This is a genomic window from Niveibacterium umoris (genome assembly GCF_014197015.1).
In the GTDB taxonomy this organism is placed as follows: Bacteria; Pseudomonadota; Gammaproteobacteria; order Burkholderiales; family Rhodocyclaceae; genus Niveibacterium; species Niveibacterium umoris.
Genome location: NZ_JACIET010000002.1, coordinates 1,312,731 through 1,335,047, shown reverse-complemented (window position 1 = coordinate 1,335,047; position 22,317 = coordinate 1,312,731). Strand labels below are relative to the sequence as shown.

The following is a 22,317-nucleotide window of genomic DNA, read 5'->3' as shown; positions in this document are numbered from 1 at the left end:
CCGGCGCATGCTCGACACGGTTCGCGAGGTTTCGACGCCCGAACTGATCGCCCTGCGCCTGCACTGCGCAGGGCCGGTTGCCCGGGCGCTCGCCTGGCTTGTGGACGCTGCGATCCGCGTCGGTATCTACATCGCGATTGCGATCCCCGCGGGCATTCTCGGCAAAGCCGGCACCGGCATCCTGCTGGTCGGCATGTTCCTGATCGAGTGGCTCTACCCGGTGCTGTTCGAGGTGCTCGGGGGCGGCGCAACGCCGGGCAAGCGCGCGCTGGGCCTGGTCGTGCTCAACGCCGATGGCAGCCCGATCGGCTGGGGCGCCTCGCTGACGCGCAACCTGCTGCGCGTGGTCGACTTCCTGCCCTTCCTGTACGCACTGGGACTGGTGTCGATGCTCTTCACCCGCGAGTTCCGGCGCCTTGGTGACATCGTCGCCGACACCGTGGTCACCTACCGGCGCAGCACGCCAAGCCTGCCGGTCGCCCCGGAAGCGCCACGCTGGCGCACGCGCGCGCCGCTGTCGCGCATCGCGCAGCGTGCGGTGCTGACCTTCGCCGAACGCGCCCCGCGCTTGTCGCCGGAACGCGCGGAAGAGCTCGCCGAACTCGCCCCGATGCTCACCGACAACGCCCATGGAAGGCAGGCAGTCGAAAGGCTTTACGGCCTTTCCCACCATCTGGCGGGACGCGACCAGTGAGGCAGGAGCAATTCGAAGCGCGCTTCGCGTCGCGTTGGGATGAATTCGACCGCTGGCTCACGCACGCACGGCTGCCACGCCGCCAACGCGCCAAGAAGCCCGCCCCGTTCGGTGACGAAGAGATGGCGCCGCGCTACCGCGAGATCTGTCAGCACCTCGCGTTGGCACGCGCGCGCGATTACGGCCCGGCAGTGGCAGAACGCCTGCATCGCCTCGCCCTGGAAGGGCACGATTGCCTGTATGGCACGCCGGGCGGCAGCCTGCGCCGCTTCCTTGCCTACCTCTCGGGGGGATTCGCGCGTGAGGTACGGCGCGAGTGGCGCGTCGTGCTCGCAGCGCTGCTGGCCTTTGCCGGACCCTACCTTGCACTGATGATCGTGGTGCGGGTGTTTCCGGATTTCGCCTACATCGTGCTGCCGGCGGAACAGCTCGGTCAGTTCGACGTGATGTACGGCCCGGACGCCGCAGAACTCGGCACCCAGCGCGGCGCCCGCGACGACCTGACGATGTTCGGCTTCTACATCTACAACAACATCGGTATCGGCTTCAAAACCTTTGCCAGCGGCCTGTTCGCCGGCGTCGGCACGGTGCTGGCGCTGCTCTACAACGGCGTCTTCATGGGCACGGTGGATGCGCATGTGGTGAACCTGGGCCACGCGCAGCGTTTCTATTCCTTCGTCGCCGGCCACAGCAGTTTCGAGCTCACCGCGATCGTACTGTGCGGCGCGGCGGGTCTCAAGCTCGGCGCCTCGATGCTGGCGCCGGGCGACTGGTCGCGCGGCGAATCGCTGCGGCGCGCTGCGCGCAGCGTGATCGGCATCGTCGCCGGCGCGGCAGCGATGCTGGTGATCGCGGCCGCGATCGAAGGCTTCTGGTCGCCCCGCACGCTGCCGCTGGCGATCAAGCTCGGTGTGGGGCTGATCAACTGGGTGCTGGTGATTGCCTATCTGTTGCTGGCGGGGCGACGCGATGCGGCCTGAACAGCTGGCGCTGACGCTGCGGCCGCGCAGCGGCTGGGAGGCGATCGACCTCGGCGTGCGCCTGGTGCAGGCCAACGCGCGCGGGGTCTTCGCCAGCAGCTTCGGCGTCGTCCTGCCCGTCGCACTGCTCGTCATTGCCATAGTCGGTTTCGCCCTTGGCGCTCCGGACTACGCCAACCTGTTGATCTGGTGGCTCAAACCGCTTTACGACCGGGTCATCCTGCATCGCTTGTCGCACGCAGTCTTCGACGAACGCCCCAGCTTGCGAGACACTTTGCGCGCCTTGCCGCGCCTGCTGCGCCGCAGCCGCCTGGTGCCCGCGCTGCTGTGGCGACGCTTCGATCCGCAGCGCAGTGTGCGACTGCCGATCGATCAGCTCGAAGGGCTCGATACCGCACAAGCGAAGCTGCGGCGGCAAGTGATCTCGGCGCGCATCGGCGGCGCCGGCTTCGGGCTGATGTTCTGCTGTGTGCACTTCGAGTACGTCCTGCTGTTCGGGCTCATTGCACTGATCGAAAGCGTGCTGCCGGAAGGCGTGTCGCTCCTCGAACATGTGCTGCCCTGGCTGAACACCGACAGCATCGGGCGCATCGAACCGAACCCCTGGCTTCAGGCCGCGATGACGCTCGGCTACGCCAGCATGATCGCGGTGGTCGAGCCTTTCTACGTTGCCGGCGGTTTCTCGCTCTACCTGAAACGGCGCACCGACCTTGAGGCCTGGGACCTCGAACTGCTGTTCCGTCGCCTCGCCGCCGAGGGCGCGCACAAGGTGCTCGCCGTACTGATGGCCGTGGCCTGCTGCGTGTTTGCGGGCGTCAGTGGCGACGCAAGGGCGGAAGCCCCGCCGAGCGGCGACGTGCGTCGCAACGAAGCCATCGCAAAGGCGCCGGCCGCGATCAAGGACGTGCTCAAGTCGGCGGAGTTTGGGCAGCCGCACAAGCGCAGCGCCCTGCGCTTGCGCAAAGAGGAAGAGGACAAACGCGATGCGGATGCGCCCTGGTTCCGTCGCTGGGTGGAATTCTGGCGTGGCACCGGCCGCTGGATGGCCGAGGCGCTACGCGTAGCCGGCTGGATCGGCATCGCGCTCGCCGTCGCCGCGCTGCTGTGGCAACTGGCGCGCCAGCTCGGCCTCTGGCGCGCACGGCGGCAACCGCCACCACCGCCGGCGGAGATTGCCGGGCTCGATATCCGGCCAGAGTCGCTGCCCGATGATGTTGCGAGCGCCGCTCGCGCGCTGCTGGCGGCCGGTCGCCACCGCGAGGCACTTGGGCTGCTCTACCGCGCGGCCCTTTCGCAACTGGCACACGGCGAGCGCATCCCCTTCGATCGCGGCGACACCGAGGGCGACTGCCTGATGCGCGTCACCCGCGCCGGCAGCGCCTCGCGCGCCTACTTCGCGCAGCTCACCCGGCAGTGGCAGGCGGTCGCCTACGCGCATCTTGTGCCATCCGCCGCCGACGCCGAGCAACTCTGCGCAGGCTGGCGCCGCAGCTTCGGGGGCCGCGCATGAGCCGCGACCGCCACCTGATGATCCTGCTTGTCGTCGGTTTGCTGCTGATCGGCAGCGCCTGGCTGTTGCCGCGCCTCGAATGGGTCGAAGAAGACGTGCCCGGACGCCTCAGCGGCGAAGCGCTGCGCGACAGCGCGCTCGCGGCGCGGCGCATGGTCGCGGCGCTGGGCTATCGCACCCGTACGATCAACGACGCCACACAGCTCGCCGCCTTGCCGACCCAGGCCACGCTGTGGGTCAACCAGACGCTCCCGGATGCCGCCGCCGGGCGCGCCAGTGAGCAGATCGCCGCCTGGGTGCGCGCCGGTGGCCACGCGGTGATCGCGGTGCCGGCGCCGTGGCAACCCAAGCGGCTGTCGGAAGCGCTCGGCGTCCGCACACTCGGGCAGCACACCGCGAAGAATGGCGTCGTGATGGCCCTGGACGGCCGCACGCTGCAGATCGGCATACGCCAGTGCGACGTATTCACCGCGCCGCACCCGGTGATCTGGTCAGGCTCGGTGCGTGGCTACCGCCCCCGTGCAGATGAAGACGCACAGGACAACGGCGAAAGTGCTTCCGATGGACAGAGCCACAAGCCGGCCGGCAAGCAATCCAACCCACATGCCGACACCCTTGCCACCGCGGTGGCCCGTTACCGCGTCGGGGCCGGCCTGCTCACCGTGCTGTGCGACGACCGTCCGATGCTCAATGGCGCGATCGGCAAGGACGATAACGCACGCTTTGCGGCCACCGTACTACTGGACCCGTCGCGCGACGAAGTCATCTTCGCCACGCAGTCTGAATACCCCTCACTGCCGCGCTGGCTGTGGCAGCACGCGAGCGCCGCCCTGCTCACGCTGGCCGTGCTGGTGGCGCTGATCCTGTGGCGCGCGGGCACCCGCTTCGGCGCAGAGCGGCCCAGCCCCGAGGCCTCGCGCCCCGGCTTGCAGCTGCACCTGCGCGGCATGGCCGCTTTCCTGCTGCGTCAGCGCCAGTTCGGCGCGCTGCTGGGCGGCCCGCGCGACGAGCTTCGCCGCCTGCTGGCGCGACTTCCGGGCGATGCCGACGCGCGCCTTGCCGAGGCGGCCCAACGCAGCGGCGTGCCGCTTGCCACGCTGCGCGACGCACTCGACAGCGAGGCCCGCGACACCCACGACTATCAGCGCAAGGCCAGCGTCCTTGCGCGCCTCGCCGACCGGCTGCGCACCTCACGCCGCAGTACCGCACGAAGGAAATCACGATGACCACACCGCTCTCCCTCAGCGACGCCCATACCCTTGCGCAGGCCCTGCGCAACGAGGTCGCGCGCGTCTTCATCGGCCAGCCGCAGGTGGTTGAAGAAACGCTGTGCGCGCTGTTCGCCGGTGGCCACGTCCTGCTCGAAGGCGTGCCGGGGCTCGGCAAGACGCTGCTGGTCAAGGCGCTCGCCAAGACTTTCGACGGCAGCTTCTCGCGCATCCAGTTCACACCGGATCTGATGCCGGCAGACGTGACCGGACACACGCTCTACGACGGCCGCACCGGGCAGTTCCTGACGCGCCGCGGGCCGGTCTTCGCCAACCTGCTGCTGGCCGATGAAATCAACCGTGCCCCCGCCAAGACGCAAGCCGCGTTGCTGGAAGTGATGCAGGAAGGGCAGGTGACGATTGATGGCAAGGCAGAAGCGATGCCGCCGCCCTTCATCGTGCTGGCGACGCAGAACCCGATCGAGCAGGAAGGCACCTACGCGCTGCCCGAAGCGCAGCTTGACCGCTTCCTGCTCAAGGTGCTGATCGACTACCCCGCCCATGCCGACGAGCGCGCTTTGGTGGCGTGGGCGACCGGCGGCCGCGTCGGTGACCGGCTGGAGGTGAGCGCCGTGCAAACCATCGCCACCACCGCGCAGCTGAGCGAGATCCAGCGCCTCGCCGCCAACTTACCGGTGGATGACGCCGTGCTCGACTATGCGGTGCGGCTGACCCGCGCAACCCGTGACTGGCCCGGCATCGCGATCGGCAGCGGGCCGCGCGGTGCGATCGCGTTGGTGCGCGCCGCGCGCGGCCGCGCGCTGCTCGCCGGCCATGACTATGTGCTGCCGGACGACATCAAGGCGGTGGCCCCGTCAGCGCTGCGCCACCGGGTGCTGCGTTCGGCCGAAGCGGAGATCGAGGGGATCCAGGTCGGCGATCTGCTCACCGATCTGCTGACCCGCACCGACGCCCCGCGCAGCTGAGGAAGCCCGTCGCATGCTGCTGCCCGCCCGTGCGCTGTTGCTGTGGGTCACCGCCCTCGCGCTGGGCGCGCTCGCGCCCGCCGTGTTTCCAGCCACCTTTATTGGCTGGGCGGCCGCCGCAGCACTGCTGCTGCTCGTCGCAATCACGGACGCAGCAATGGCATGGTGGGAGCACGCACCGACCGCAAGCCGCACCGTCGAGCGCGCATTGCCGCTGGGCGAAACCTCGCGCGTCACGCTCAAACTCGGTTGGGCCGCGCGCCCGCGCGCCGTCGAGGTGTGCGATCACGCACCCGCAGCCTGCGAGATCGAAGGTCTGCCGGTGACCACCCGACTAAGCGCGGCTCAGGTCACGCACATCACTTACCGGTTGCGCCCGACGGCACGGGGCGACCACGCATTCGGCCCGATCGCACTGCGCGTGCGTTCTCCGCTGGGGCTGTGGCAGTGCCAGCACCGTGTGCCCGCGGAAAGCCGCGTCCGCGTGTATCCGAACTTCGCCGTTTACAGCCGCCACGCGCTGCTGGCCGCCGACGCACGCAGCAACGCGAGCGGTGTCCTCAAACGCCGGCGCCGTGGCCAGGGCCTCGACTTCGAACAGCTGCGCGAGTATCGCGAAGGCGATTCGCCACGCCAGATCGACTGGCGTGCGACCTCGCGGATCGGCCGGCTGATTTCACGCGAGTACCAGGACGAACGCGACCAGCGCATCGTGCTGATGGTCGATGCCGGGCGCCGTATGGGCGCCCGAGACGGCGCGCTGTCGCACTTCGACCACGCGCTCGACACCCTGCTGTTGCTGGCCTGGGTCGGGCTGCGGCACGGCGATGCAGTGGGGCTGCAGACCCTCGGCGGCCATCACCGCGCGCTGGCGCCACACAAGGCCCGCTCGACGCTGACGCGGATTCTCGACGCGGTGTATGACCTGCAACCGACACTCGAGGCGTCCGACTTCGAAAGCGCGGCGCAACAACTCCTGGCGCGCGAGAAGAAGCGTGCGCTGGTGGTGATCCTGACCAACCTGCGCGACGAGGATGACGACAACCTGCTTGCCGCGGCACGCCTGCTCGGGAGCCGTCACCTTGTGCTGGTGGCAAGCCTGCGCGAGCGCGCGCTCGATGAAGCCGTGGTTGCGCCAGCCGTCGACCTCGACAGCACGGCCTTGCGGGGCGCGGCGCTGGACTACCGTGCGCGTCGCGAAGCCTGCTTCCAGCGCCTGCGCCAGGCCGGGGTGCTGGTACTCGACAGCGCGCCGGACACTCTCGCAATTACAACAGTCAACCGCTATCTCGCCATAAAAGCCGAAGGTCGGCTCTGACCGGCAGGGGCCGCGCGACTAAAATGCCGCGATGCGCTCCCCCAATCACGACCCCAGACAATGGCTGGCACAGGGCATGGCACTGCATCGCGTCGGTCGCCTGCCCGAAGCCGTGCAGGCGTATCAGACGGCATTACGCGGCGCGCCGGATCTGCATGCGGCGAGCAAGTATCAGGGCCTTGCCCTCTTCCAGATGGGCCTGCGCGAGCCGGGTCTGGCGATGATGCGGCGCGCTGCGGAATTGCTGCCCGACGATCCATCGGCTCACTTCAACCTCGGCCAGGCGCTCTGCGACATCGGACGCGAGCGCGACGGCTACGTGGCGCTCTCGCATGCCGCCACGCTGGAACCCGAAAACGTCGACGCAAACCGCCGTGCGGCACTGCTGGCGGAACGGTGTGGCGATCGCACTTCAGCCATCACGCACTGGCGTGCGGTCGTAGCGGCCGTCCCACAGTCCGCTGAAGGCTGGGACGAACTCTCGCGCCATTACTACTTTGAAAACCGGCTGGAAGAAGCGGTGGATGCGCACAATCGCGCGATTGCCCTGGCTCCGTCGGTGCTCGAGCAGCGGCGGATCGGCTTTGCCGACCCCGACCCGGCGTGCACGCCCTGCGTCGTTCCGCTGCCGGCCAGCGCTGCGCGGCATGCAGGGATGCAGACGCGCGAGGCGCGCGACGCCTTCGTCGCGGCGACAGGCCTCACGATCATCGACGACGTGCTGCGGCATCCGCTCGGCTACCGGGTGCATGCGCTGGAGCAGGCGTTCCGTCCGCTCGCCTACGCCGGCCAGAACTTCCCGGGTGAGCAGACGCGCGGCAACGATCCGCAGGAAGTGATGTCCGTGATCGCCTCGGCGCTCGGACGACGCATCAAATGGATTTCGCCCGATTGCGGCGCCTACAGGCTGTCTTACGAGGGGTCGACCGCACGTACCGATATCCATGTCGACAACGAGGACGGCGAGAATTGGGACCGCTTTGCCGCGGTGCTCTACCTCAACCCGCCCGGCCAGGAACAGGGCGGCACGATATTCTGGCGCCATCGCACCACCGGCTGGGATCGCCGCATGCCCGACGAAGCGGTGCGCGCGGCTGGCTTTCCCTCGTTCAAGGCCTTCCAGGAACGCTGGCTCCCCAATCAGACCGAGCGTGCTTTCAACGAGCTTGCCGCCGCGCGTGAAGACTGGGAACCGACGATCGAACTGCCGATGCGGAACAACCGTATCGTGCTCTACCGTGGCCATTTCTTCCATTCGCTGTCGAATGTATTCGGCACGACCCCGCAGGACGGGCGCCTGGTTCAGCTGTTCTTCTTTGAATTGGCCTGAACGGACAAGCCTGAGGTAACGCGCTGTTACAGGGCGTCCAGCAGGGACGGTGTAAAATTGTGCGATGCATCGACATCAGCCACCGTCACATCGCTTCCCGGTTCGTGTGTATTACGAAGACACGGATGCGGCCGGGGTCGTTTACTACGCCAACTACCTGAAGTTCTGCGAACGCGCCCGCACCGAATGGCTGCGCGCGCTCGGCTTCGAGCAGCAGACGCTGCGCGAGGAACGCAGCCTGGTGTTCGTTGTCCGTACGGTGGAAGCGGAATACCTGAAAAGCGGCGTGCTCGACGATGCGCTCACGGTTGAAACCTCGGTCGCGGAGATCGGGCGATCAAGGCTCGTCTTCGCGCAGTCGGTGATGCGCGGCAGCGAACGCCTGTTCGACTGCCGTGTCGGCGTCGTTTGCGTCGACTGGAACAAGCGCAAGCCAGCATCGGTGCCGCCTGACATCCGCGCGCTGATGACGTCCCACCATGAAACCCATTCGGAATCCCATCGATGACCGGAAATGACGATCTCTCCATCCTCTCGCTGATCGCGCACGCCAGCGTCGTCGTCCAGCTGGTGCTGCTGTTGCTGGTCGTGGTCTCGCTCGCTTCGTGGTACTGGATCTTCCGCAAGGGCCTCGCGATCCGAGCCGCACGCGCGCGCACCATCGACTTCGAGCGCGAGTTCTGGAGCGGCGGCGACCTTGGCGCGATGTACCGCAACGTCGCCGCAGACCGCGACGGCGTCGGGCCGCTGGGCCGTATCTTCGAAGCCGGCTACCGCGAATTCGCCAAGCTGCGCGGCCAGAACAATCTCGATGCGTCGGACATCATCGACGGCGCACGCCGTGCGATGCGCGCCACCTACCAGCGCGAGCTCGACGACCTCGAAGCACACACCGCCTTTCTCGCCTCGGCAGGTTCGGTAAGTCCCTACGTCGGCCTCTTCGGAACCGTGTGGGGCATCATGCACGCCTTCAAGGGCCTCGGCGACGTCGGCTCGGCCACGCTCTCGCAAGTCGCACCCGGCATCGCCGAAGCACTGGTCGCCACCGCGATCGGCCTGTTCGCGGCGATCCCGGCGGTAGTGGCCTACAACCGCTTTGCCTACGACATCGACCGCCTCGCCACGCGTTTCGAGAGCTTTCAGGAAGAGTTCTCGAACATCCTGCAACGTCAGTTGAAATGATGGCCCCTCACGCCCGCATTCACCCGCAGTCGTCCCGCGGCGCGCGCACCGCGCCCGCGACGGCCCGGCCGGGAGCCGCCACATGAGCCGCCGCCCGCGCCGCCTGATGAACCAGATCAACGTCGTGCCCTACATCGACGTGATGCTGGTGCTGCTCATCATCTTCATGGTCGCGACGCCGATGATGACCACCGGCAACGTGAACCTGCCCTCGGTCGGCAAGGCCCCGCAACCGCCGGCACAGCCGATCGAAGTGCATCTCGACGAGAATCTGCAGCTATCGGTGCTCGATCGCGCACGCAAGGGCGCCCAGGCCAAGGAAGTCAGCGAGAACGAACTGGTCGACCTGCTGCAGGAGGCCCAGGCGCGGAACCTGGAGCAGCCGGTGCTGATCGCCGCCGACAAGCGGGTGAAGTACGAAGCGGTGATCAACCTGATGGACCTGCTGCAGAAGAACCATGTGCAGAAGGTTGGCCTGCTGGTACAGCAAGGCAAGCGCTGAGGCTCCGCTTCGATGGAATTCAACCCCGCGCTGCAGACACCAGAAGAGCCCGGCAAATGGCTCTCGGCCGTGCTCGCCGCGCTGGTGCATGGCGTACTGGCGTTGATACTCGTATCGAGCGTGAACTGGCAACGCAAGGCGCCGGAATCGTTCGACGTTGCGCTGGTGCGCGCGCAGACGCCGAGCGTGGCGGCCGAGGCGCCGCCGCCGCCGCCCCCGCCGCCGAGGGTCGAGCCAAAGCCCGAACCGAAACCCATTCCCAAGGTCGAACCCGAGCCGCCTGCGCCCGTCGCAAAACCGGACATCGCATTGCCGACCCCGAAGCCCGAGAAGAAACCGCCAAAGAAACCCGAGCCCAAGCCGGAACCGAAACCCGAGCCCAAGCCCGAGAAGAAGCCCGACACCCGCCCGCCGCAACCCGATCTGCGTGCAGCGGCTGAAGCGGAGACCAAGGCGGTGCAGGCCAAAGCCGCGCGCGACGCGGCGAAGGCCGCCAACGATCGGGCGCTGAAGGAAGAGATGGCACGGTTGGCCGGCGCGAAGTCCGACCGTGCGCGCGACGACTGGATCAACAAGATCCGCGTCAAGGTACGCGGCAACATCGTGGTGCCACCCGGACTGAGCGGCAACCCGGAAGGCGTATTCATCGTCGAGCAACTTCCGACGGGTGAAGTGATGGATGTGCGACTCAAGGCCAGTTCCGGCAGCAGCACGCTGGACGCCGCCATCGAGCGTGCAATTCGCAAATCCAGCCCGCTGCCGCTGCCGGAAAAAGGCGATTTGTTCGAACGCCGACTGGAACTGGCTGTCCGCCCCTTGCAGCAGTAGAGAACCTTAGCGCCAACAATGACTTATAATCCCGCGATGCTCACCCGACGCGACTTCCTGCACACCAGCGTCCTTTGCGCTGGCCTGGCGGCCGTTCCGGCCCAAGCCCAGTTACGGATCGAGATCACCGGCGCCGGCGCGCGGCAGTTTCCGATCGCGATTGCGGCCTTCGATGGCGAAAACCTGCTGCCACGCCCGATCTCCGATGTAATTCGGGCCGATCTGGAGCGCTGCGGCCTGTTCCGCATCGTCGAAACCGGCCCGCAACCCGTCGCCGAGAACGCCAAGATCGATTTCGCCAACTGGAAATACCGCGGTGCCGATGCGTTCGTGGCAGGCAGTGCCACGCGCCTCGCCGACGGCCGCTTCGCAGTGCGCTTCCGCCTCTTTGATACCAACAAGTCCACCGACCTCGGCGGACTCGAACTGACCATCCTTACCGAGCAGTACCGCTACGCGGCGCACCGCATCGCCGACTGGGTGTATGAAAAGCTGCTGGGCGAGCCGGGCGTTTTTTCAACGCGCATCGCGTATGTGGTGAAGAATGGTCGCCAGTACCAATTGCAGATCGCGGACGCCGATGGCCAGAACGCCAGCGCGGCGCTGGTGTCCGACGAGCCGATCATCTCGCCAGCCTGGTCGCCGGACGGCGCGCGCCTCGCCTATGTGTCCTTCCAGACCAAGAAGCCGGTGATCTACATCCACACGCTGGCAACGCGCCAGCGTACGGTGCTCGCCAACTTCAAGGGGTCCAACTCAGCGCCGGCCTGGGCGCCGGACGGCAGCAGGCTCGCCGTGGTGCTGACCAAGGACGGGCAGTCGCAGATCTACGAACTGCGCTCGGACGGCAGCGGGCTGCGCCGGCTGACCCAGTCGTCGGGCATCGATACCGAGCCGTTCTATTCGCCGGACGGCCAGTTCCTGTATTTCACGTCGGATCGAGGCGGTTCGCCGCAGGTCTATCGCATCCCCGCCAATGGCGGCGAAGCGCAGCGGGTCACCTTCGAAGGCAACTACAACGTCACGCCGCGTGTGTCGCCCGACGGCAAGACGCTGGCCTTCCTGACCCGCACCGAAGGGCGTTTCCGCATCGCACTGATGGACCTCGCGTCGCAACAGGTCCAGATCATTACCGACTCGGACAAGGACGAGTCGCCAAGTTTCGCGCCAAATGGCCGTCTGATCCTCTATGCCACCGAGGTCGGCGGGCGCGGCGTACTGTCGGCGGTTTCCGCCGACGGGCGCGTCAAGCAGCGTCTCTCGGGATTCTCGGGCGATGTCCGCGAACCCGCCTGGGGCCCGCTGCCAAAATGAGTGGCATGGGCACTATTTTTTGAATGACACAGGAGCTTCCTAACATGCGTAAACTGCTTCTCCCCTCCCTGATCGCAGTTGCCCTCGGCGCTTGCAGCACCGCACCGACCCAGACCGCGCCGGTCGTTGAACCCGCCAAGCCGACCCCGCCGGCCGCGCAGACCGCGCCGGCTCAGCCGCCGGTCGTTGACCCGCTGGCCGCGCTCAAGGACCCGAACAACATCCTGTCGCACCGCAGCGTCTACTTCGACTACGACAAGTACGACATCCGCGTGATCTATCAGCCGCTGGTTGAAGCGCACGCCAAGTTCCTCGTGTCGCACCCGGAACTGAAGGTCATGATCCAGGGCAACACCGACGAACGCGGCTCGCGTGAGTACAACCTGGCTCTCGGCCAGAAGCGTTCGGAAGCGGTGAAGAAGGCGATGAGCCTGCTCGGCGCGAAGGAAAGCCAGCTCGAGGCCGTGTCGATCGGTAAGGAAAACCCGCGCGCTCAGGGCCACAACGAAGAAGCGTGGGCCGAGAACCGCCGCGCTGACATCAAGTACCCGGGCGAATAACGATGCGGCGCGCAGTTGCCTTGCTGCTGCTGTCCTGCGCGGTGCTTCCGGCCCGCGCAGGGCTGTTTGATGATGACGTCGCGCGCAAGCAGATCGAAACCTTGCGCACCGATCACGAAAACCGCCTGCAGAAGCTGGAGGCCTCAGCGCGCGGCCAGATCGAACTCGCCAACCAGATCGAAGCCCTCAAGCAGGACATTGCCAAGCTGCGGGGCCAGATCGAGGTGCTGACCAACGATCTTGACCAGGCGCAGAAACGCCAGCGCGACTTCTATGTCGATCTGGACACGCGCCTGCGCAAGTTCGAGACCGCAGCCGTCGCACCTGACGCAGCGGCCAGCGCCCCGGCAGCCCCGGCGGCAGACCCTGCAAACGAAACGCACGATTACGAGGCCGCGCTGAACCTCGTCAAGGCCGGCAAGAACAAGGAAGCCGCAGCCGGGTTCATCGCCTTCACCAAGGCGTATCCGAAGAGCAGCTTCCTGCCGAGCGCCAACTTCTGGGCGGCCTCCGCGCTGTACCAGCAGCGTGAGGTGGCCGACGCCGCCAAGTACTACGCGAAGACGGCGGAGGGCTGGCCGGATGACGCGCGCGCGCCCGATGCACTGCTCGGCCTGTCGAACTGCCAGACCGAACTGGGCGACAAGAAAGCAGCACGCGCTTCGCTTGAAAAGATCGTCTCTCGCTATCCGTCGAGCCCTGCGGCGCAGACTGCCAAACAGCGACTGAGCAAGAAGTGAGCGTCGCTGAGGCACCGGTCGGCGCAATCCGTTTGCGCCTGACCGAGATTTTTCATTCCCTGCAGGGCGAGTCGACCCGCGTCGGCCTGCCCACCGTTTTCATCCGCCTGACAGGCTGCCCGCTCCGCTGCAGTTGGTGCGACACGACCTATTCGTTCACGGGCGGGGAGTGGCACACGCTCGAGGCGGTCCTGAGCGAAGTGGCCCGACACGGAACGAAGACCGTCTGCGTCACCGGCGGCGAACCGCTCGCGCAGAAGGCCTGCCTGACACTGCTGACCGCGCTGTGCGACGCCGGCTATTCAGTGTCGCTGGAGACATCCGGCGCGCTGGATGTGAGCCAGGTCGATCCACGCGTATCGAAGATCATGGATTTGAAGGCGCCAGGCTCCGGCGAGCTCGCCAAGAATCTGTGGACCAACCTCGCGCACCTGAGCGCCCATGACGAGGTAAAACTCGTACTGGCCGACGAAGCCGATTACCTGTGGGCGCGCGACCAGATCGCGCAGCACGCGCTCGCCGACCGCTGCACCGTCCTGATGTCCCCGGTCCAGGGCACGCTGTCGCCGGACCGCCTCGCCGAGTGGATCCTGCGTGACCAGTTGCCGGTACGCATGCAAGTCCAGCTGCACAAGGTCATCTGGGGCAATCAGCCCGGCCGCTGAATCCCGGTTTACGAAAAGGAACACCCATGTCTGAACGACGCGCCGTCGTCCTGCTCTCCGGCGGTCTGGACTCCGCCACCTGCCTGGCAATCGCACGCTCGGAAGGATTCACCCCTTACGCGCTCTCGGTCTCGTACGGACAACGGCACGCTGCCGAGCTCGACGCCGCAACGCGCGTCGCGCAAGCGCTCGGCGCCAGAGAACATCGCACCGCGGTCGTCGACCTTGGTCAGTTTGGCGGCTCTGCGCTGACCGATGCGGCGATTGCGGTACCCACCGGCGGCATCGAGCCCGGCATACCGGTGACCTACGTGCCGGCGCGCAACACGGTGATGTTATCGCTCGCACTCGGCTGGGCCGAAGTGCTCGGCGCACGCGACATCTACGTCGGCGTGAATGCGGTCGACTACTCCGGCTACCCGGACTGCCGTCCCGCATTCATCGCCGCCTTCGAGGCCGTTGCCAATCTCGCGACCAAGGCTGCAGTCGAAGGCGCCCAGATGAAGATTCACGCTCCGCTGATCGATCTGAGCAAGGGGCAGATCATTCAGCGCGGGATCGCGCTGGGCGTCGATTACGGCCTGACGGTGTCCTGCTACCAGGCCGACGACTGCGGCCGTGCATGCGGGCGCTGCGACGCCTGCCGGCTGCGGCGGGAGGGCTTTGCGGCCGCTGCGGTCACCGACCCGACGCGCTACCAAGTCTAATGACGTTGACGGGGCGCCGTCCCGATACTATAATGCTTAGCTCTGTTTCGCCGGGTCGGTAGCTCAGTCGGTAGAGCAGCGGACTTTTAATCCGTTGGTCGCGAGTTCGAGTCTCGCCCGACCCACCAGCGGATGGGTCGGCGGATCAGATGAAATTGGGGGTATAGCTCAGCTGGTAGAGCAGCGGACTCTTAATCCGTTTGTCGTAGGTTCGATCCCTACTGCCCCTACCAAATTCGAAACAAAAGCCCGGACTTGCTCCGGGCTTTTGTTTTTCCGCGTGCACAGCCATCCGTCTCGACGGGGCGGGCGGCGAAGGTGCCGCAAGCGCGGAGAATGAAGTCCTCCCTCAGGCTGGCGCCGGCTTCTGGACCGGGCACACCAGACTGACCCGCGTTCCCTCACCCTCGGTGCTGGATACCGCGAGTTCAGCACCCAGGCGGTCCGCCAGCTTCTTCGCGAGCGCCAGCCCCAGGCCCACGCCTTCGTGTGCGCGCACCTTGACACTCTCCGCCTGGCGAAAGGGGACGAAGAGGTCGCGTACGAGGAAAGCTTGCGGGATTCCGCAGCCGGTATCACTCACTTCGCAGATCAACGTCAATTGGCCTGCGGCATCGCCAACGATGCGCGCACTGAATTCGATCCGACCGTGCTCGGTGAATTTGATCGCATTGTCGAGTACCGCAGCGAGAATCCGTTCAATGCTTCGTCGATCCGCGCACACCTCGACTGCGCCGCACCCCTCAAGGCGGACGTCCAGATCAAGGCCCTTTCGACGGGCATTCACGGCGAACGTCTCCAATAAGAGTTCGAGTGCATCGGCCGCGCAGAAGTGTTCGATCGCCGCATCGCGCGGCGCGCTGTCAGCCTCGGTATAGGCAAGGATCGCGTTGGTAATGGCCAGCAGGCGCCGCCCGCCCGCCGCAATATCCCCCAGATGTTCGCGGCGCGTGTCCTCATCGAGCGGCACCTCGATGAGCAACTCGGACAAACCGAGGATTGCGTTGAGCGGCGTGCGCAACTCGTGGCTCAGCATGGCCATCAGGACCGTTTTGGCCTGGCTCATCTGCTCGGACAATGATTGCGCAGCACGAAGCGATTCCACCGAACGGATACGGTCGGTCGCGTCGATCACCACCGACATCACCCCACTCAAGCCCCCCTTGGGCGTGCGTACCGGCATGGAGTACCAGTCGCAAATCAATTCCTGGCCGTCGGCTCGGAGCGTGCGGCAGGTCAATTGCGTCGTCCGATTTTCACTGAGCGCCTGTGTAATCGCCTCGGCAAAGCGTGCATGGGCTTCGGCGTGGATCAGCGTCGGCACCAGCTTGAGCCGTGCCAGATCGCCACGCGACGCGGCCAGCATGAGTTCGGCCGCGCGGTTGAGTTCTGCGATGCGCCCTTCGCGGGTCCACTGGATGATCGCGACCGGCGCCGCATCGTAGAGCCCGTGCAAGCGCATCTGACTGTCGAGCAGGGCGGCTTCCACCTGACGCAAGGTCGTCAGGTCCTCCAGCGCGACGATCACCATGTCGTCCGCAGCATGCATGCGCGCTTCGAAGCGACGCCAGTCGCCGTTTCGATGATTGAGCCTCAGCGTCAGCCTTGGCGGGTGATCGGAGACCGCACGCGCAGCGCCCAGCGCCGTGTGCAGATCGAACACGTCATCGGAATGAACAAGATCCGACAGGCGGGCGGCATCAAAGACCCGCCACTCTCGGGGATGGCCAAGCGCGTGCATCAGGCCGGGCGATGCGCGGCAGTCCCCGGTGTCTTCCAGACAAAGCACCGCTGGATCGGTCACAGCAATGATCCCCGCCAACCGGGCAGGCGACAGCGATCCGCTATCCATGGCCTGCACTCAGAAGAGTTCGATCTCGTTGCTGGCCCGCTTGAGCGACGCCAGGTAATTCTCCAGCGCCTCTTCAACCGGCATCCCGGCCAGCACTGCCTCGCACAGCGAACGCTCTTCCGCGGTCGAGAACTTGCTGCGGATACGTTCCTGCAGGGCCGCCCATTCGTCGGGCACGTAGAGTCGCCGCTTGTCGTCGATGATGCCGCTGACCTCGCTCAGGCCATTCACCACATGCGAGAGGCGCTGCGTCAGCTTGTCGTAGAACTGGAACGCGACCACCGCCTGATTGACCATGGTGCCAACCTGTTCGGACACATATCCGAGCATCTGCTTGGCGCCAGCCAGCTCCTGAGAGTCAGGCAATTGCCCCGCGATGTCCGCCAGGCTGCGAACGTAGCCCGCCATGCCGGTGAAGGTTTCCGCCAGCGAATCGACCGAATTGTCGCTGTCACGCAGCGCCGCCATGATCTGGCCCGCAGCCAGTTCCAGCATCAACACCGTTTCCCGGACCTGACTCCAGTCCAGGTCGGGACGATGCGCGCGCGTCCCCCTGTAGGCGCCGTGCTCGTTGCTGTCGGTCATTCGTCGCTCCCCAAGCGTGCGTGATTGCCTGCAGCAACCCGCTTCAGGATGAAGCTACGGCATTTCTTGCGCCGACTTCAGGACTTTCTGCGCAAACCCCGAAGCCCCGGAGTCGGTCGAACGGGTCAACGACGGCGCTTGCTGCCACCGCCGAGAATCGATCCGAGCACGCCACGAATGATCTCGCGCCCGACTTCGCTGCCCACTGTGCGCGCGATGCTCTTGGCGGCAGTCTGGACGAGGCCGTCGTGCTTGGCCCCGCGCGGGCCGGTCGTGCCGAACAGGATGTCGCCCAACGCGCCACCGAGGATGCCGCCGGACGGCGCGCCCTGCGGAATCGCCGCGCCCGATCCGGAGGCAGCCGGCGCCGACCCGGCCGCTACGCCGGCATCCTTCGCCGTCGCGGCGCCCCGCAGTCGCTCGTAAGCGGACTCGCGATCGAGCACTTCTTCGTAGTGGCCGTAGAGCACAGAATCCTTGATCACTGCCGCACGCTCGTCCGCGGTCAGCGGCCCGATGCGGGTGCCGGGCGGGGTGATGAAGGCGCGCTCGACCATCGCCGGTCGCCCCTTGTCGTCGAGGAAGGACACCAGCGCTTCCCCCACCCCCAGTTCGGTGATTGCCGTCGCCGCATCGAATTTGGGATTGGCGCGCAGGGTTTGCGCGGCCGTCTGCACCGCCTTCTGGTCGCGCGGCGTAAAGGCGCGCAGCGCGTGCTGGACCCGGTTGCCAAGCTGGCCAAGGACGGTGTCCGGAATATCGAGCGGGTTCTGCGTCACGAAGTACACGCCGACGCCCTTGGAACGGATCAGGCGAACGACCTGTTCGATCTTCTCCAGCAGCGCAGGTGGCGCCTCGTTGAACAACAGATGCGCTTCGTCGAAGAAGAACACCAGCTTCGGTTTGTCGAGGTCGCCAACTTCGGGCAGATGCTCGAACAGCTCGGCCAGCATCCACAGCAGGAAAGTGGAATACAGCCGCGGCGAGCCATAAAGCTTGTCGGCGGCGAGGATGTTGATGACACCATGCCCCTTTTGATCGGTCTGCATCAGGTCGGCGATGTCGAGCATCGGCTCGCCGAAGAACTTGTCCGCGCCCTCCTGCTCGATCGCCAGCAGCCCGCGCTGGATCGCCCCGATCGACGCAGCCGAGACATTGCCGTACTCGGTAGTGAACTGTTTGGCGTTGTCGCCAACATGCTGAACCATGGCGCGCAGGTCTTTCAGGTCCAGCAGCAGCAGGCCGTTGTCGTCAGCGATCTTGAAGACCAGTTGCAGCACGCCGGCCTGCGTGTCGTTCAGGTTGAGCAGGCGCGCAAGCAGCAAGGGCCCCATGTCCGAAATCGTTGCGCGCACCGGGTGCCCCGCTGCGCCGAACACATCCCAGAACACCGTGGGGCACGCTTCGAAGGCCGGCAGATCGACACCGAGCTGCTCCGCCCGCGCCTTGAGCTTTGCCGTTTCGCTGCCGGCAGCCCCAAGACCGGAAAGATCGCCCTTCACGTCGGCCATGAATACCGGCACCCCGATATGCGACAGCGACTCCGCCATTTTCTGGAGGGTGACGGTCTTGCCGGTGCCCGTCGCGCCGGTGATCAGGCCGTGGCGGTTGGCGAGCTGCGGGAGCAGTGCGATGTCCTGCTGGTCGACGCGGGCGATGACGAGAGGTTCGGTCATGGTTGCACTCCGGAAGCGGCGGTGAAATCGGACGGCAGCGTAGCACGAGCGGGCAGCAGCCCCGGCAGTCTTGCTGACATGGCGCAAGGGCCGCGAACGCCCGCCCGCGAGGCGCGGTGTAGAATTCACGGTTTTCCAATTACTCGGAATCCGGAACATGGCGGGTCATTCGAAATGGGCCAACATCCAGCACCGCAAGGGTCGTCAGGACGCCAAGCGGGGCAAGGTGTTCACCAAACTCATCAAGGAAATCACCGTCGCGGCCAAGATGGGCGGCGGCGACATGACGGCCAACCCGCGCTTGCGGCTGGCGGTCGACAAGGCCAAAGCCGAGTCGATGCCCAAGGACAACATCGAGAACGCGATCAAGCGCGGCACCGGCCAGCTTGAAGGCGTGACCTACGAGGAATGCCGCTACGAGGGCTACGGCATCGGCGGTGCGGCGGTGATGGTCGATTGCCTCACCGACAACAAGGTTCGCACCGTGGCGGACGTGCGCCATGCCTTCTCGAAGTACGGCGGCAACATGGGCACCGACGGCTGCGTGGCGTTCCAGTTCAAGCACTGCGGCACCCTGCTGTTCGCGCCGGGCACCAGCGAAGACGCGTTGATGGATGCCGCGCTTGAAGCCGGCGCCGAAGACGTCGTCACGAATGATGATGGCTCGATTGAAGTGGTCACCGGCCCGTGGGAATTCTCCGCGGTGAAGGAAGCCCTCGAAGCCGCCGGTTTCAAGCCGGAATTCGGCGAAGTGACGATGAAGGCGCTCAACGAAACCGTGCTCGCCGGCGACGAAGGCGAGCGCATGCAGAAGCTGCTCGACGCCCTCGATTCGCTGGACGACGTGCAGGAGGTCTACACCTCCGCCGCAATCGACGAGTAAGCCCTGCAGGCTGGCGCCCACAGGGCGCCAGCCGCACGTGGAGGCCGCATGACCGCAGCACCGACACCCGATCGCCGACGCGACGACGCCATGCGCGCCAAGGTCGATGCGGCCTTCCTACTGATCGCGCCCTTCTTCGAGCCCGCCAACCAGTGGGCCGGGCACCCACCGGACATGCTCGCCTACCGCACCTTGCGCGACCACATGCCGAATCTCGATGCTGCCGAGGCGCATTTGATCGTCGGCGTCGCGCGCCGTATCGCCAACCAGCGTCGCGCCTCCTGAGCGTCGGGTGACCCAGTTCACACCGCTGCTTTTCGTGCTGCTGTGGAGCAGCGGCTTCATCGGCGCAAAGCTGGGCCTGCCGAACGCGGAGCCCCTCACCTTCCTGCTCCTGCGCTATGTCGTGGTGATCGTCCTGATGAGCGGCCTGGCGCTGGCGGCCCACGCACGCTGGCCGAGCGATGGCCGGCAGATCATGCACATCGCCATCAGCGGCACCTTGCTCCACGCGCTCTATCTTGGTGGCGTGTTCACCGCCATCCACCGCGGTCTCCCGGCCGGCATTACCGCGCTGATCGTCGGCATCCAGCCCCTGCTGACGGCGCTCGGCGCCGGCGCCTTGCTGGGTGAGCGCGTTGTCACGCGCCAGTGGATCGGGCTGCTGCTGGGCTTTGCGGGCGTCGCCATGGTGGTCGCACACAAAACCGGCGCCGTACCGAGCACCGAGGTCGTGAGCATGCTCGCTCCGGCGCTCGTCGCGCTGCTGGGGATCACGCTTGGCACGCTCTACCAGAAGCGATTCTGTCCACGCTTTGACCTGCGTGCCGGGTCGGTCGTGCAGTTCGCAGCCAGCGCGCTGCTGACGCTGCCCGTCGCCTGCGCCACCGAGACCATGCATATCGACTGGACGCCGCATTTCGTGTTTGCGCTTGGCTGGCTGGTGCTGGTGCTCTCGATCGGCGCGATCAGCCTGCTCAATCTGCTGATCCGCCGGGGCAGTGCCGTCAATGTCGCGCGCCTGTTCTACCTCACGCCACCGACCACCGCGTTGCTCGCCTGGGCGGTTTTCGGTGAAACCCTCACCGGCCTGGCCTTGCCGGGTATGCTCGCGGCCGTTACCGGTGTGTGGCTCGCACGCCCACGCTGAAAGGCATCCGATGCAACCGATCCGCATCCTTGGCATCGACCCCGGCCTGCAGAGCAGCGGCTTCGGCGTCATCGACAAATACGGCCCGAAGCTGGTCTATGTGGCCAGCGGCTGCATCAAGACCAACGAGCGCGAATCGTTACCGCATCGGCTTGGCGTGGTGTTCGACAGCCTCCGCGAGGTGATCCTCAAATACACACCGCAACAGGCGGCCATCGAAGAGGTCTTTCTCAACAAGAACCCGTGGTCGACGCTGCTGCTCGGCCAGGCGCGGGGCGCCGCCATTGCGGCGCTCACCACCGCGGGCCTGCCGGTCGCCGAATACGGCACGATGCAGATCAAGAAGGCCGTCGTCGGACAAGGGCGCGCGACCAAAGATCAGGTTTCGCACATGGTGGTGCGCCTGCTTCAACTCGGCGGCGTGCCGCAATCGGATGCCGCCGATGCGCTCGCCTGCGCGATCTGCCATGCCCATGCGGGACACGGCTTCGGCATCGTCGCGCCGACCGCCGGGCGCCGCCGGGGCGGTCGTGTACTGCCCGCAGGTGCGCGCAAAGCGAGTTGAAGTTCCTCGCAAGTTTTCCAACGCACCGACAGAATTAAACTAATTGGCTTGAACCAGAGGAGACACACATGACCACGCTAGAACGCTCCACCTCACTCGTCAGCGCAGCAGCACTCGGCCTGCTTCTGAGCGCCTGCGGAGGCGGCGGCGGCGGCTCGAATACCGTCATCGATCCGCCGGTCAGCAACACCGCGATCACGAGCAGCAATGCAGACACCGTCGCCGCTGCGACGGTCAGCGCGGCAAGCAGCAGCGCATCACTGGGCTCGATGGTGTCGACGCTGACGTTCGGGGCCGGGCCGGTTGCAACCGTCAAGACTGCCGCCCGCAGCGCCGGCACGCCGCCGACCGCCGCGGCGCAACAGAGCATCACGCAGAACTGCACCAATGGCGGGAACGTCGGCATCACCGTGAACGACGCGAACAATTCACAGACCCTCGATGGCGGCGACTCCTTCACCGCCAGCTTCAATGCCTGCGCCGAAGGCACCGACACCATCAACGGCAGCATCAGCGCCACGCTCGGCTCGGCCACTGGCAGCTTCCAGAGCGGCACCGGCCACGCCACCTTCTCGGTTTCGCTGCAGAACCTGAACGTCGCAGCGGCCGATGGGCGTTACACCGCGGCCGGCACGCTCAGCCTCGATCTGCAGCAAACCTCGCTCACCGCCAGCACATTGACGCTGACGGCGACCAACCTGTCGACGTCGGAATACAGCACCGGCGGCCAGTTGCGGCATTCGACGACACTGCCCACGGCCACGCTTTCGCTGGCAGATGACGGTTCCCAAACCACGCTCACGCTCAACCAGCAAGTCAGGGTCACCAGCACGGCCTACACCGGCGCACTCGCGGTTACGACCGAACAAGCCGTGCTGACCCGCCACGCCGCCACCGACGGCTATCCTGACAGCGGCCGACTCAAGGTCGTCTCGGGCAAATCGGTGCTGAAGATCACCTACCTTGGCGGCGACTCTGCGCGCCTCGATCTCGACAGCGATGGTGACGGCGTCAGCGAAACCACGCGCACCGTCAAACTGAGCGATCTCGAAAAGCTCTGACCTGCTGCGAGCACCGTCTCA

Annotated in this window: 24 protein-coding genes and 2 tRNA genes; 23 read left to right on the top strand and 3 right to left on the bottom strand. The window is 66.2% G+C overall.

The window, feature by feature from the left end:
- Positions 1-7: 7 nt before the first annotated feature.
- From GGR36_RS18125 to GGR36_RS18040, 18 genes are all read left to right on the top strand, one after another.
- A complete protein-coding gene (locus GGR36_RS18125; protein WP_207064497.1) occupies positions 8-694 on the top strand; it encodes an RDD family protein in 687 nt (228 codons plus the stop codon).
- Positions 691-1,674: a stage II sporulation protein M gene (locus GGR36_RS22310; protein ID WP_183636187.1), complete on the top strand. Its 984-nt coding sequence runs from the start codon at positions 691-693 to the stop codon at positions 1,672-1,674. Before GGR36_RS18125 ends, GGR36_RS22310 begins: the two co-directional genes overlap by 4 nt.
- Positions 1,664-3,184 (top strand): DUF4129 domain-containing protein, encoded by a 1,521-nt coding sequence (locus GGR36_RS18115; protein ID WP_183636185.1) that lies wholly within the window; start codon positions 1,664-1,666, stop codon positions 3,182-3,184. Before GGR36_RS22310 ends, GGR36_RS18115 begins: the two co-directional genes overlap by 11 nt.
- Positions 3,181-4,410, top strand: coding sequence for a DUF4350 domain-containing protein (locus GGR36_RS18110; protein ID WP_183636183.1), 1,230 nt, complete (start codon positions 3,181-3,183; stop codon positions 4,408-4,410). Before GGR36_RS18115 ends, GGR36_RS18110 begins: the two co-directional genes overlap by 4 nt.
- Positions 4,407-5,378 (top strand): AAA family ATPase, encoded by a 972-nt coding sequence (locus GGR36_RS18105; RefSeq protein ID WP_183636181.1) that lies wholly within the window; start codon positions 4,407-4,409, stop codon positions 5,376-5,378. The genes GGR36_RS18110 and GGR36_RS18105 overlap by 4 nt, the downstream gene beginning before the upstream one ends.
- 13 nt (positions 5,379-5,391) lie before the next feature.
- Entirely contained in the window at positions 5,392-6,696 is a 1,305-nt protein-coding gene (locus GGR36_RS18100; protein WP_183636179.1) for a DUF58 domain-containing protein, read from the top strand.
- Between the two features lie 76 nt (positions 6,697-6,772).
- Positions 6,773-8,026, top strand: coding sequence for a DUF6445 family protein (locus tag GGR36_RS18095; RefSeq protein WP_207064496.1), 1,254 nt, complete (start codon positions 6,773-6,775; stop codon positions 8,024-8,026).
- A 64-nt stretch (positions 8,027-8,090) separates the two neighbouring features.
- Entirely contained in the window at positions 8,091-8,534 is a 444-nt protein-coding gene (gene ybgC / locus GGR36_RS18090) for a tol-pal system-associated acyl-CoA thioesterase (protein WP_183636175.1), read from the top strand.
- Positions 8,531-9,208, top strand: a complete 678-nt coding sequence (tolQ, locus tag GGR36_RS18085; protein WP_183636173.1) for a protein TolQ — start codon at positions 8,531-8,533, stop codon at positions 9,206-9,208. The genes ybgC and tolQ overlap by 4 nt, the downstream gene beginning before the upstream one ends.
- Positions 9,209-9,290: 82 nt before the next feature.
- Entirely contained in the window at positions 9,291-9,710 is a 420-nt protein-coding gene (locus GGR36_RS18080; protein WP_183636171.1) for an ExbD/TolR family protein, read from the top strand.
- A 12-nt stretch (positions 9,711-9,722) separates the two neighbouring features.
- Positions 9,723-10,538: an energy transducer TonB gene (locus tag GGR36_RS18075; protein WP_183636169.1), complete on the top strand. Its 816-nt coding sequence runs from the start codon at positions 9,723-9,725 to the stop codon at positions 10,536-10,538.
- A 36-nt stretch (positions 10,539-10,574) separates the two neighbouring features.
- Positions 10,575-11,852: a Tol-Pal system beta propeller repeat protein TolB gene (tolB, locus tag GGR36_RS18070; RefSeq protein ID WP_183636168.1), complete on the top strand. Its 1,278-nt coding sequence runs from the start codon at positions 10,575-10,577 to the stop codon at positions 11,850-11,852.
- A 44-nt stretch (positions 11,853-11,896) separates the two neighbouring features.
- On the top strand, positions 11,897-12,412 hold the full coding sequence (pal, locus tag GGR36_RS18065) for a peptidoglycan-associated lipoprotein Pal (protein ID WP_183636167.1): 516 nt from the start codon (positions 11,897-11,899) through the stop codon (positions 12,410-12,412).
- A gap of 2 nt (positions 12,413-12,414) precedes the next feature.
- The gene (gene ybgF / locus GGR36_RS18060) at positions 12,415-13,152 is read left to right on the top strand and encodes a tol-pal system protein YbgF (protein WP_183636166.1); all 738 of its coding nucleotides are present in this window, start codon (positions 12,415-12,417) and stop codon (positions 13,150-13,152) included.
- Positions 13,149-13,817 carry a 7-carboxy-7-deazaguanine synthase QueE gene (gene queE, locus GGR36_RS18055; RefSeq protein WP_183636165.1) on the top strand — a complete coding sequence of 223 codons (669 nt, stop codon included), beginning with the start codon at positions 13,149-13,151 and terminating at the stop codon, positions 13,815-13,817. Before ybgF ends, queE begins: the two co-directional genes overlap by 4 nt.
- A gap of 26 nt (positions 13,818-13,843) precedes the next feature.
- Positions 13,844-14,524 (top strand): 7-cyano-7-deazaguanine synthase QueC, encoded by a 681-nt coding sequence (queC, locus tag GGR36_RS18050; RefSeq protein WP_183636164.1) that lies wholly within the window; start codon positions 13,844-13,846, stop codon positions 14,522-14,524.
- A 52-nt stretch (positions 14,525-14,576) separates the two neighbouring features.
- Positions 14,577-14,652, top strand: a tRNA-Lys gene (locus GGR36_RS18045).
- Between the two features lie 29 nt (positions 14,653-14,681).
- Positions 14,682-14,757 (top strand) — tRNA-Lys (locus GGR36_RS18040).
- A 116-nt stretch (positions 14,758-14,873) separates the two neighbouring features.
- Here the strand turns inward: GGR36_RS18040 and GGR36_RS18035 are convergent.
- The 3 genes from GGR36_RS18035 to GGR36_RS18025 form a co-directional block, all read right to left on the bottom strand.
- Entirely contained in the window at positions 14,874-16,376 is a 1,503-nt protein-coding gene (locus GGR36_RS18035; RefSeq protein WP_183636163.1) for a sensor histidine kinase, read from the bottom strand.
- A gap of 9 nt (positions 16,377-16,385) precedes the next feature.
- Positions 16,386-16,961, bottom strand: coding sequence for a hypothetical protein (locus tag GGR36_RS18030; protein ID WP_183636162.1), 576 nt, complete (start codon positions 16,959-16,961; stop codon positions 16,386-16,388).
- 125 nt (positions 16,962-17,086) lie between these two features.
- Positions 17,087-18,637, bottom strand: a complete 1,551-nt coding sequence (locus tag GGR36_RS18025) for a helicase HerA-like domain-containing protein (protein ID WP_183636161.1) — start codon at positions 18,635-18,637, stop codon at positions 17,087-17,089.
- Positions 18,638-18,794: 157 nt separating this feature from the next.
- Here GGR36_RS18025 and GGR36_RS18020 point away from each other — a divergent pair, with 157 nt between their 5' ends.
- The 5 genes from GGR36_RS18020 (at position 18,795) to GGR36_RS18000 (ending at position 22,296) form a co-directional block, all read left to right on the top strand.
- Positions 18,795-19,520: a YebC/PmpR family DNA-binding transcriptional regulator gene (locus GGR36_RS18020; RefSeq protein ID WP_183636160.1), complete on the top strand. Its 726-nt coding sequence runs from the start codon at positions 18,795-18,797 to the stop codon at positions 19,518-19,520.
- A 48-nt stretch (positions 19,521-19,568) separates the two neighbouring features.
- Positions 19,569-19,805, top strand: a complete 237-nt coding sequence (locus GGR36_RS18015; protein WP_183636159.1) for a hypothetical protein — start codon at positions 19,569-19,571, stop codon at positions 19,803-19,805.
- A 7-nt stretch (positions 19,806-19,812) separates the two neighbouring features.
- On the top strand, positions 19,813-20,670 hold the full coding sequence (locus GGR36_RS18010; protein WP_183636158.1) for an EamA family transporter: 858 nt from the start codon (positions 19,813-19,815) through the stop codon (positions 20,668-20,670).
- A 10-nt stretch (positions 20,671-20,680) separates the two neighbouring features.
- Complete coding sequence (gene ruvC / locus GGR36_RS18005) at positions 20,681-21,235, top strand: crossover junction endodeoxyribonuclease RuvC (RefSeq protein ID WP_183636157.1); 555 nt, start codon at positions 20,681-20,683, stop codon at positions 21,233-21,235.
- 68 nt (positions 21,236-21,303) lie between these two features.
- Positions 21,304-22,296: a hypothetical protein gene (locus GGR36_RS18000; protein WP_183636156.1), complete on the top strand. Its 993-nt coding sequence runs from the start codon at positions 21,304-21,306 to the stop codon at positions 22,294-22,296.
- Positions 22,297-22,317 lie beyond the last annotated feature (21 nt).

What these genes read in the sequence shown, in the direction of transcription:
- GGR36_RS18125 (WP_207064497.1), top strand. Translation starts at nt 8, where the DNA reads ATGCTCGACACGGTTCGCGAGGTTTCGACGCCCGAACTGATCGCCCTG.
- GGR36_RS18115 (WP_183636185.1), top strand. Translation starts at nt 1,664, where the DNA reads ATGCGGCCTGAACAGCTGGCGCTGACGCTGCGGCCGCGCAGCGGCTGG.
- GGR36_RS18110 (WP_183636183.1), top strand. Translation starts at nt 3,181, where the DNA reads ATGAGCCGCGACCGCCACCTGATGATCCTGCTTGTCGTCGGTTTGCTG.
- GGR36_RS18105 (WP_183636181.1), top strand. Translation starts at nt 4,407, where the DNA reads ATGACCACACCGCTCTCCCTCAGCGACGCCCATACCCTTGCGCAGGCC.
- GGR36_RS18100 (WP_183636179.1), top strand. Translation starts at nt 5,392, where the DNA reads ATGCTGCTGCCCGCCCGTGCGCTGTTGCTGTGGGTCACCGCCCTCGCG.
- GGR36_RS18095 (WP_207064496.1), top strand. Translation starts at nt 6,773, where the DNA reads ATGGCACTGCATCGCGTCGGTCGCCTGCCCGAAGCCGTGCAGGCGTAT.
- ybgC (WP_183636175.1), top strand. Translation starts at nt 8,091, where the DNA reads ATGCATCGACATCAGCCACCGTCACATCGCTTCCCGGTTCGTGTGTAT.
- tolQ (WP_183636173.1), top strand. Translation starts at nt 8,531, where the DNA reads ATGACCGGAAATGACGATCTCTCCATCCTCTCGCTGATCGCGCACGCC.
- GGR36_RS18080 (WP_183636171.1), top strand. Translation starts at nt 9,291, where the DNA reads ATGAGCCGCCGCCCGCGCCGCCTGATGAACCAGATCAACGTCGTGCCC.
- GGR36_RS18075 (WP_183636169.1), top strand. Translation starts at nt 9,723, where the DNA reads ATGGAATTCAACCCCGCGCTGCAGACACCAGAAGAGCCCGGCAAATGG.
- tolB (WP_183636168.1), top strand. Translation starts at nt 10,575, where the DNA reads ATGCTCACCCGACGCGACTTCCTGCACACCAGCGTCCTTTGCGCTGGC.
- pal (WP_183636167.1), top strand. Translation starts at nt 11,897, where the DNA reads ATGCGTAAACTGCTTCTCCCCTCCCTGATCGCAGTTGCCCTCGGCGCT.
- ybgF (WP_183636166.1), top strand. Translation starts at nt 12,415, where the DNA reads ATGCGGCGCGCAGTTGCCTTGCTGCTGCTGTCCTGCGCGGTGCTTCCG.
- queC (WP_183636164.1), top strand. Translation starts at nt 13,844, where the DNA reads ATGTCTGAACGACGCGCCGTCGTCCTGCTCTCCGGCGGTCTGGACTCC.
- GGR36_RS18035 (WP_183636163.1), bottom strand. Translation starts at nt 16,376, where the DNA reads ATGGATAGCGGATCGCTGTCGCCTGCCCGGTTGGCGGGGATCATTGCT.
- GGR36_RS18030 (WP_183636162.1), bottom strand. Translation starts at nt 16,961, where the DNA reads ATGACCGACAGCAACGAGCACGGCGCCTACAGGGGGACGCGCGCGCAT.
- GGR36_RS18025 (WP_183636161.1), bottom strand. Translation starts at nt 18,637, where the DNA reads ATGACCGAACCTCTCGTCATCGCCCGCGTCGACCAGCAGGACATCGCA.
- GGR36_RS18020 (WP_183636160.1), top strand. Translation starts at nt 18,795, where the DNA reads ATGGCGGGTCATTCGAAATGGGCCAACATCCAGCACCGCAAGGGTCGT.
- GGR36_RS18015 (WP_183636159.1), top strand. Translation starts at nt 19,569, where the DNA reads ATGACCGCAGCACCGACACCCGATCGCCGACGCGACGACGCCATGCGC.
- ruvC (WP_183636157.1), top strand. Translation starts at nt 20,681, where the DNA reads ATGCAACCGATCCGCATCCTTGGCATCGACCCCGGCCTGCAGAGCAGC.
- GGR36_RS18000 (WP_183636156.1), top strand. Translation starts at nt 21,304, where the DNA reads ATGACCACGCTAGAACGCTCCACCTCACTCGTCAGCGCAGCAGCACTC.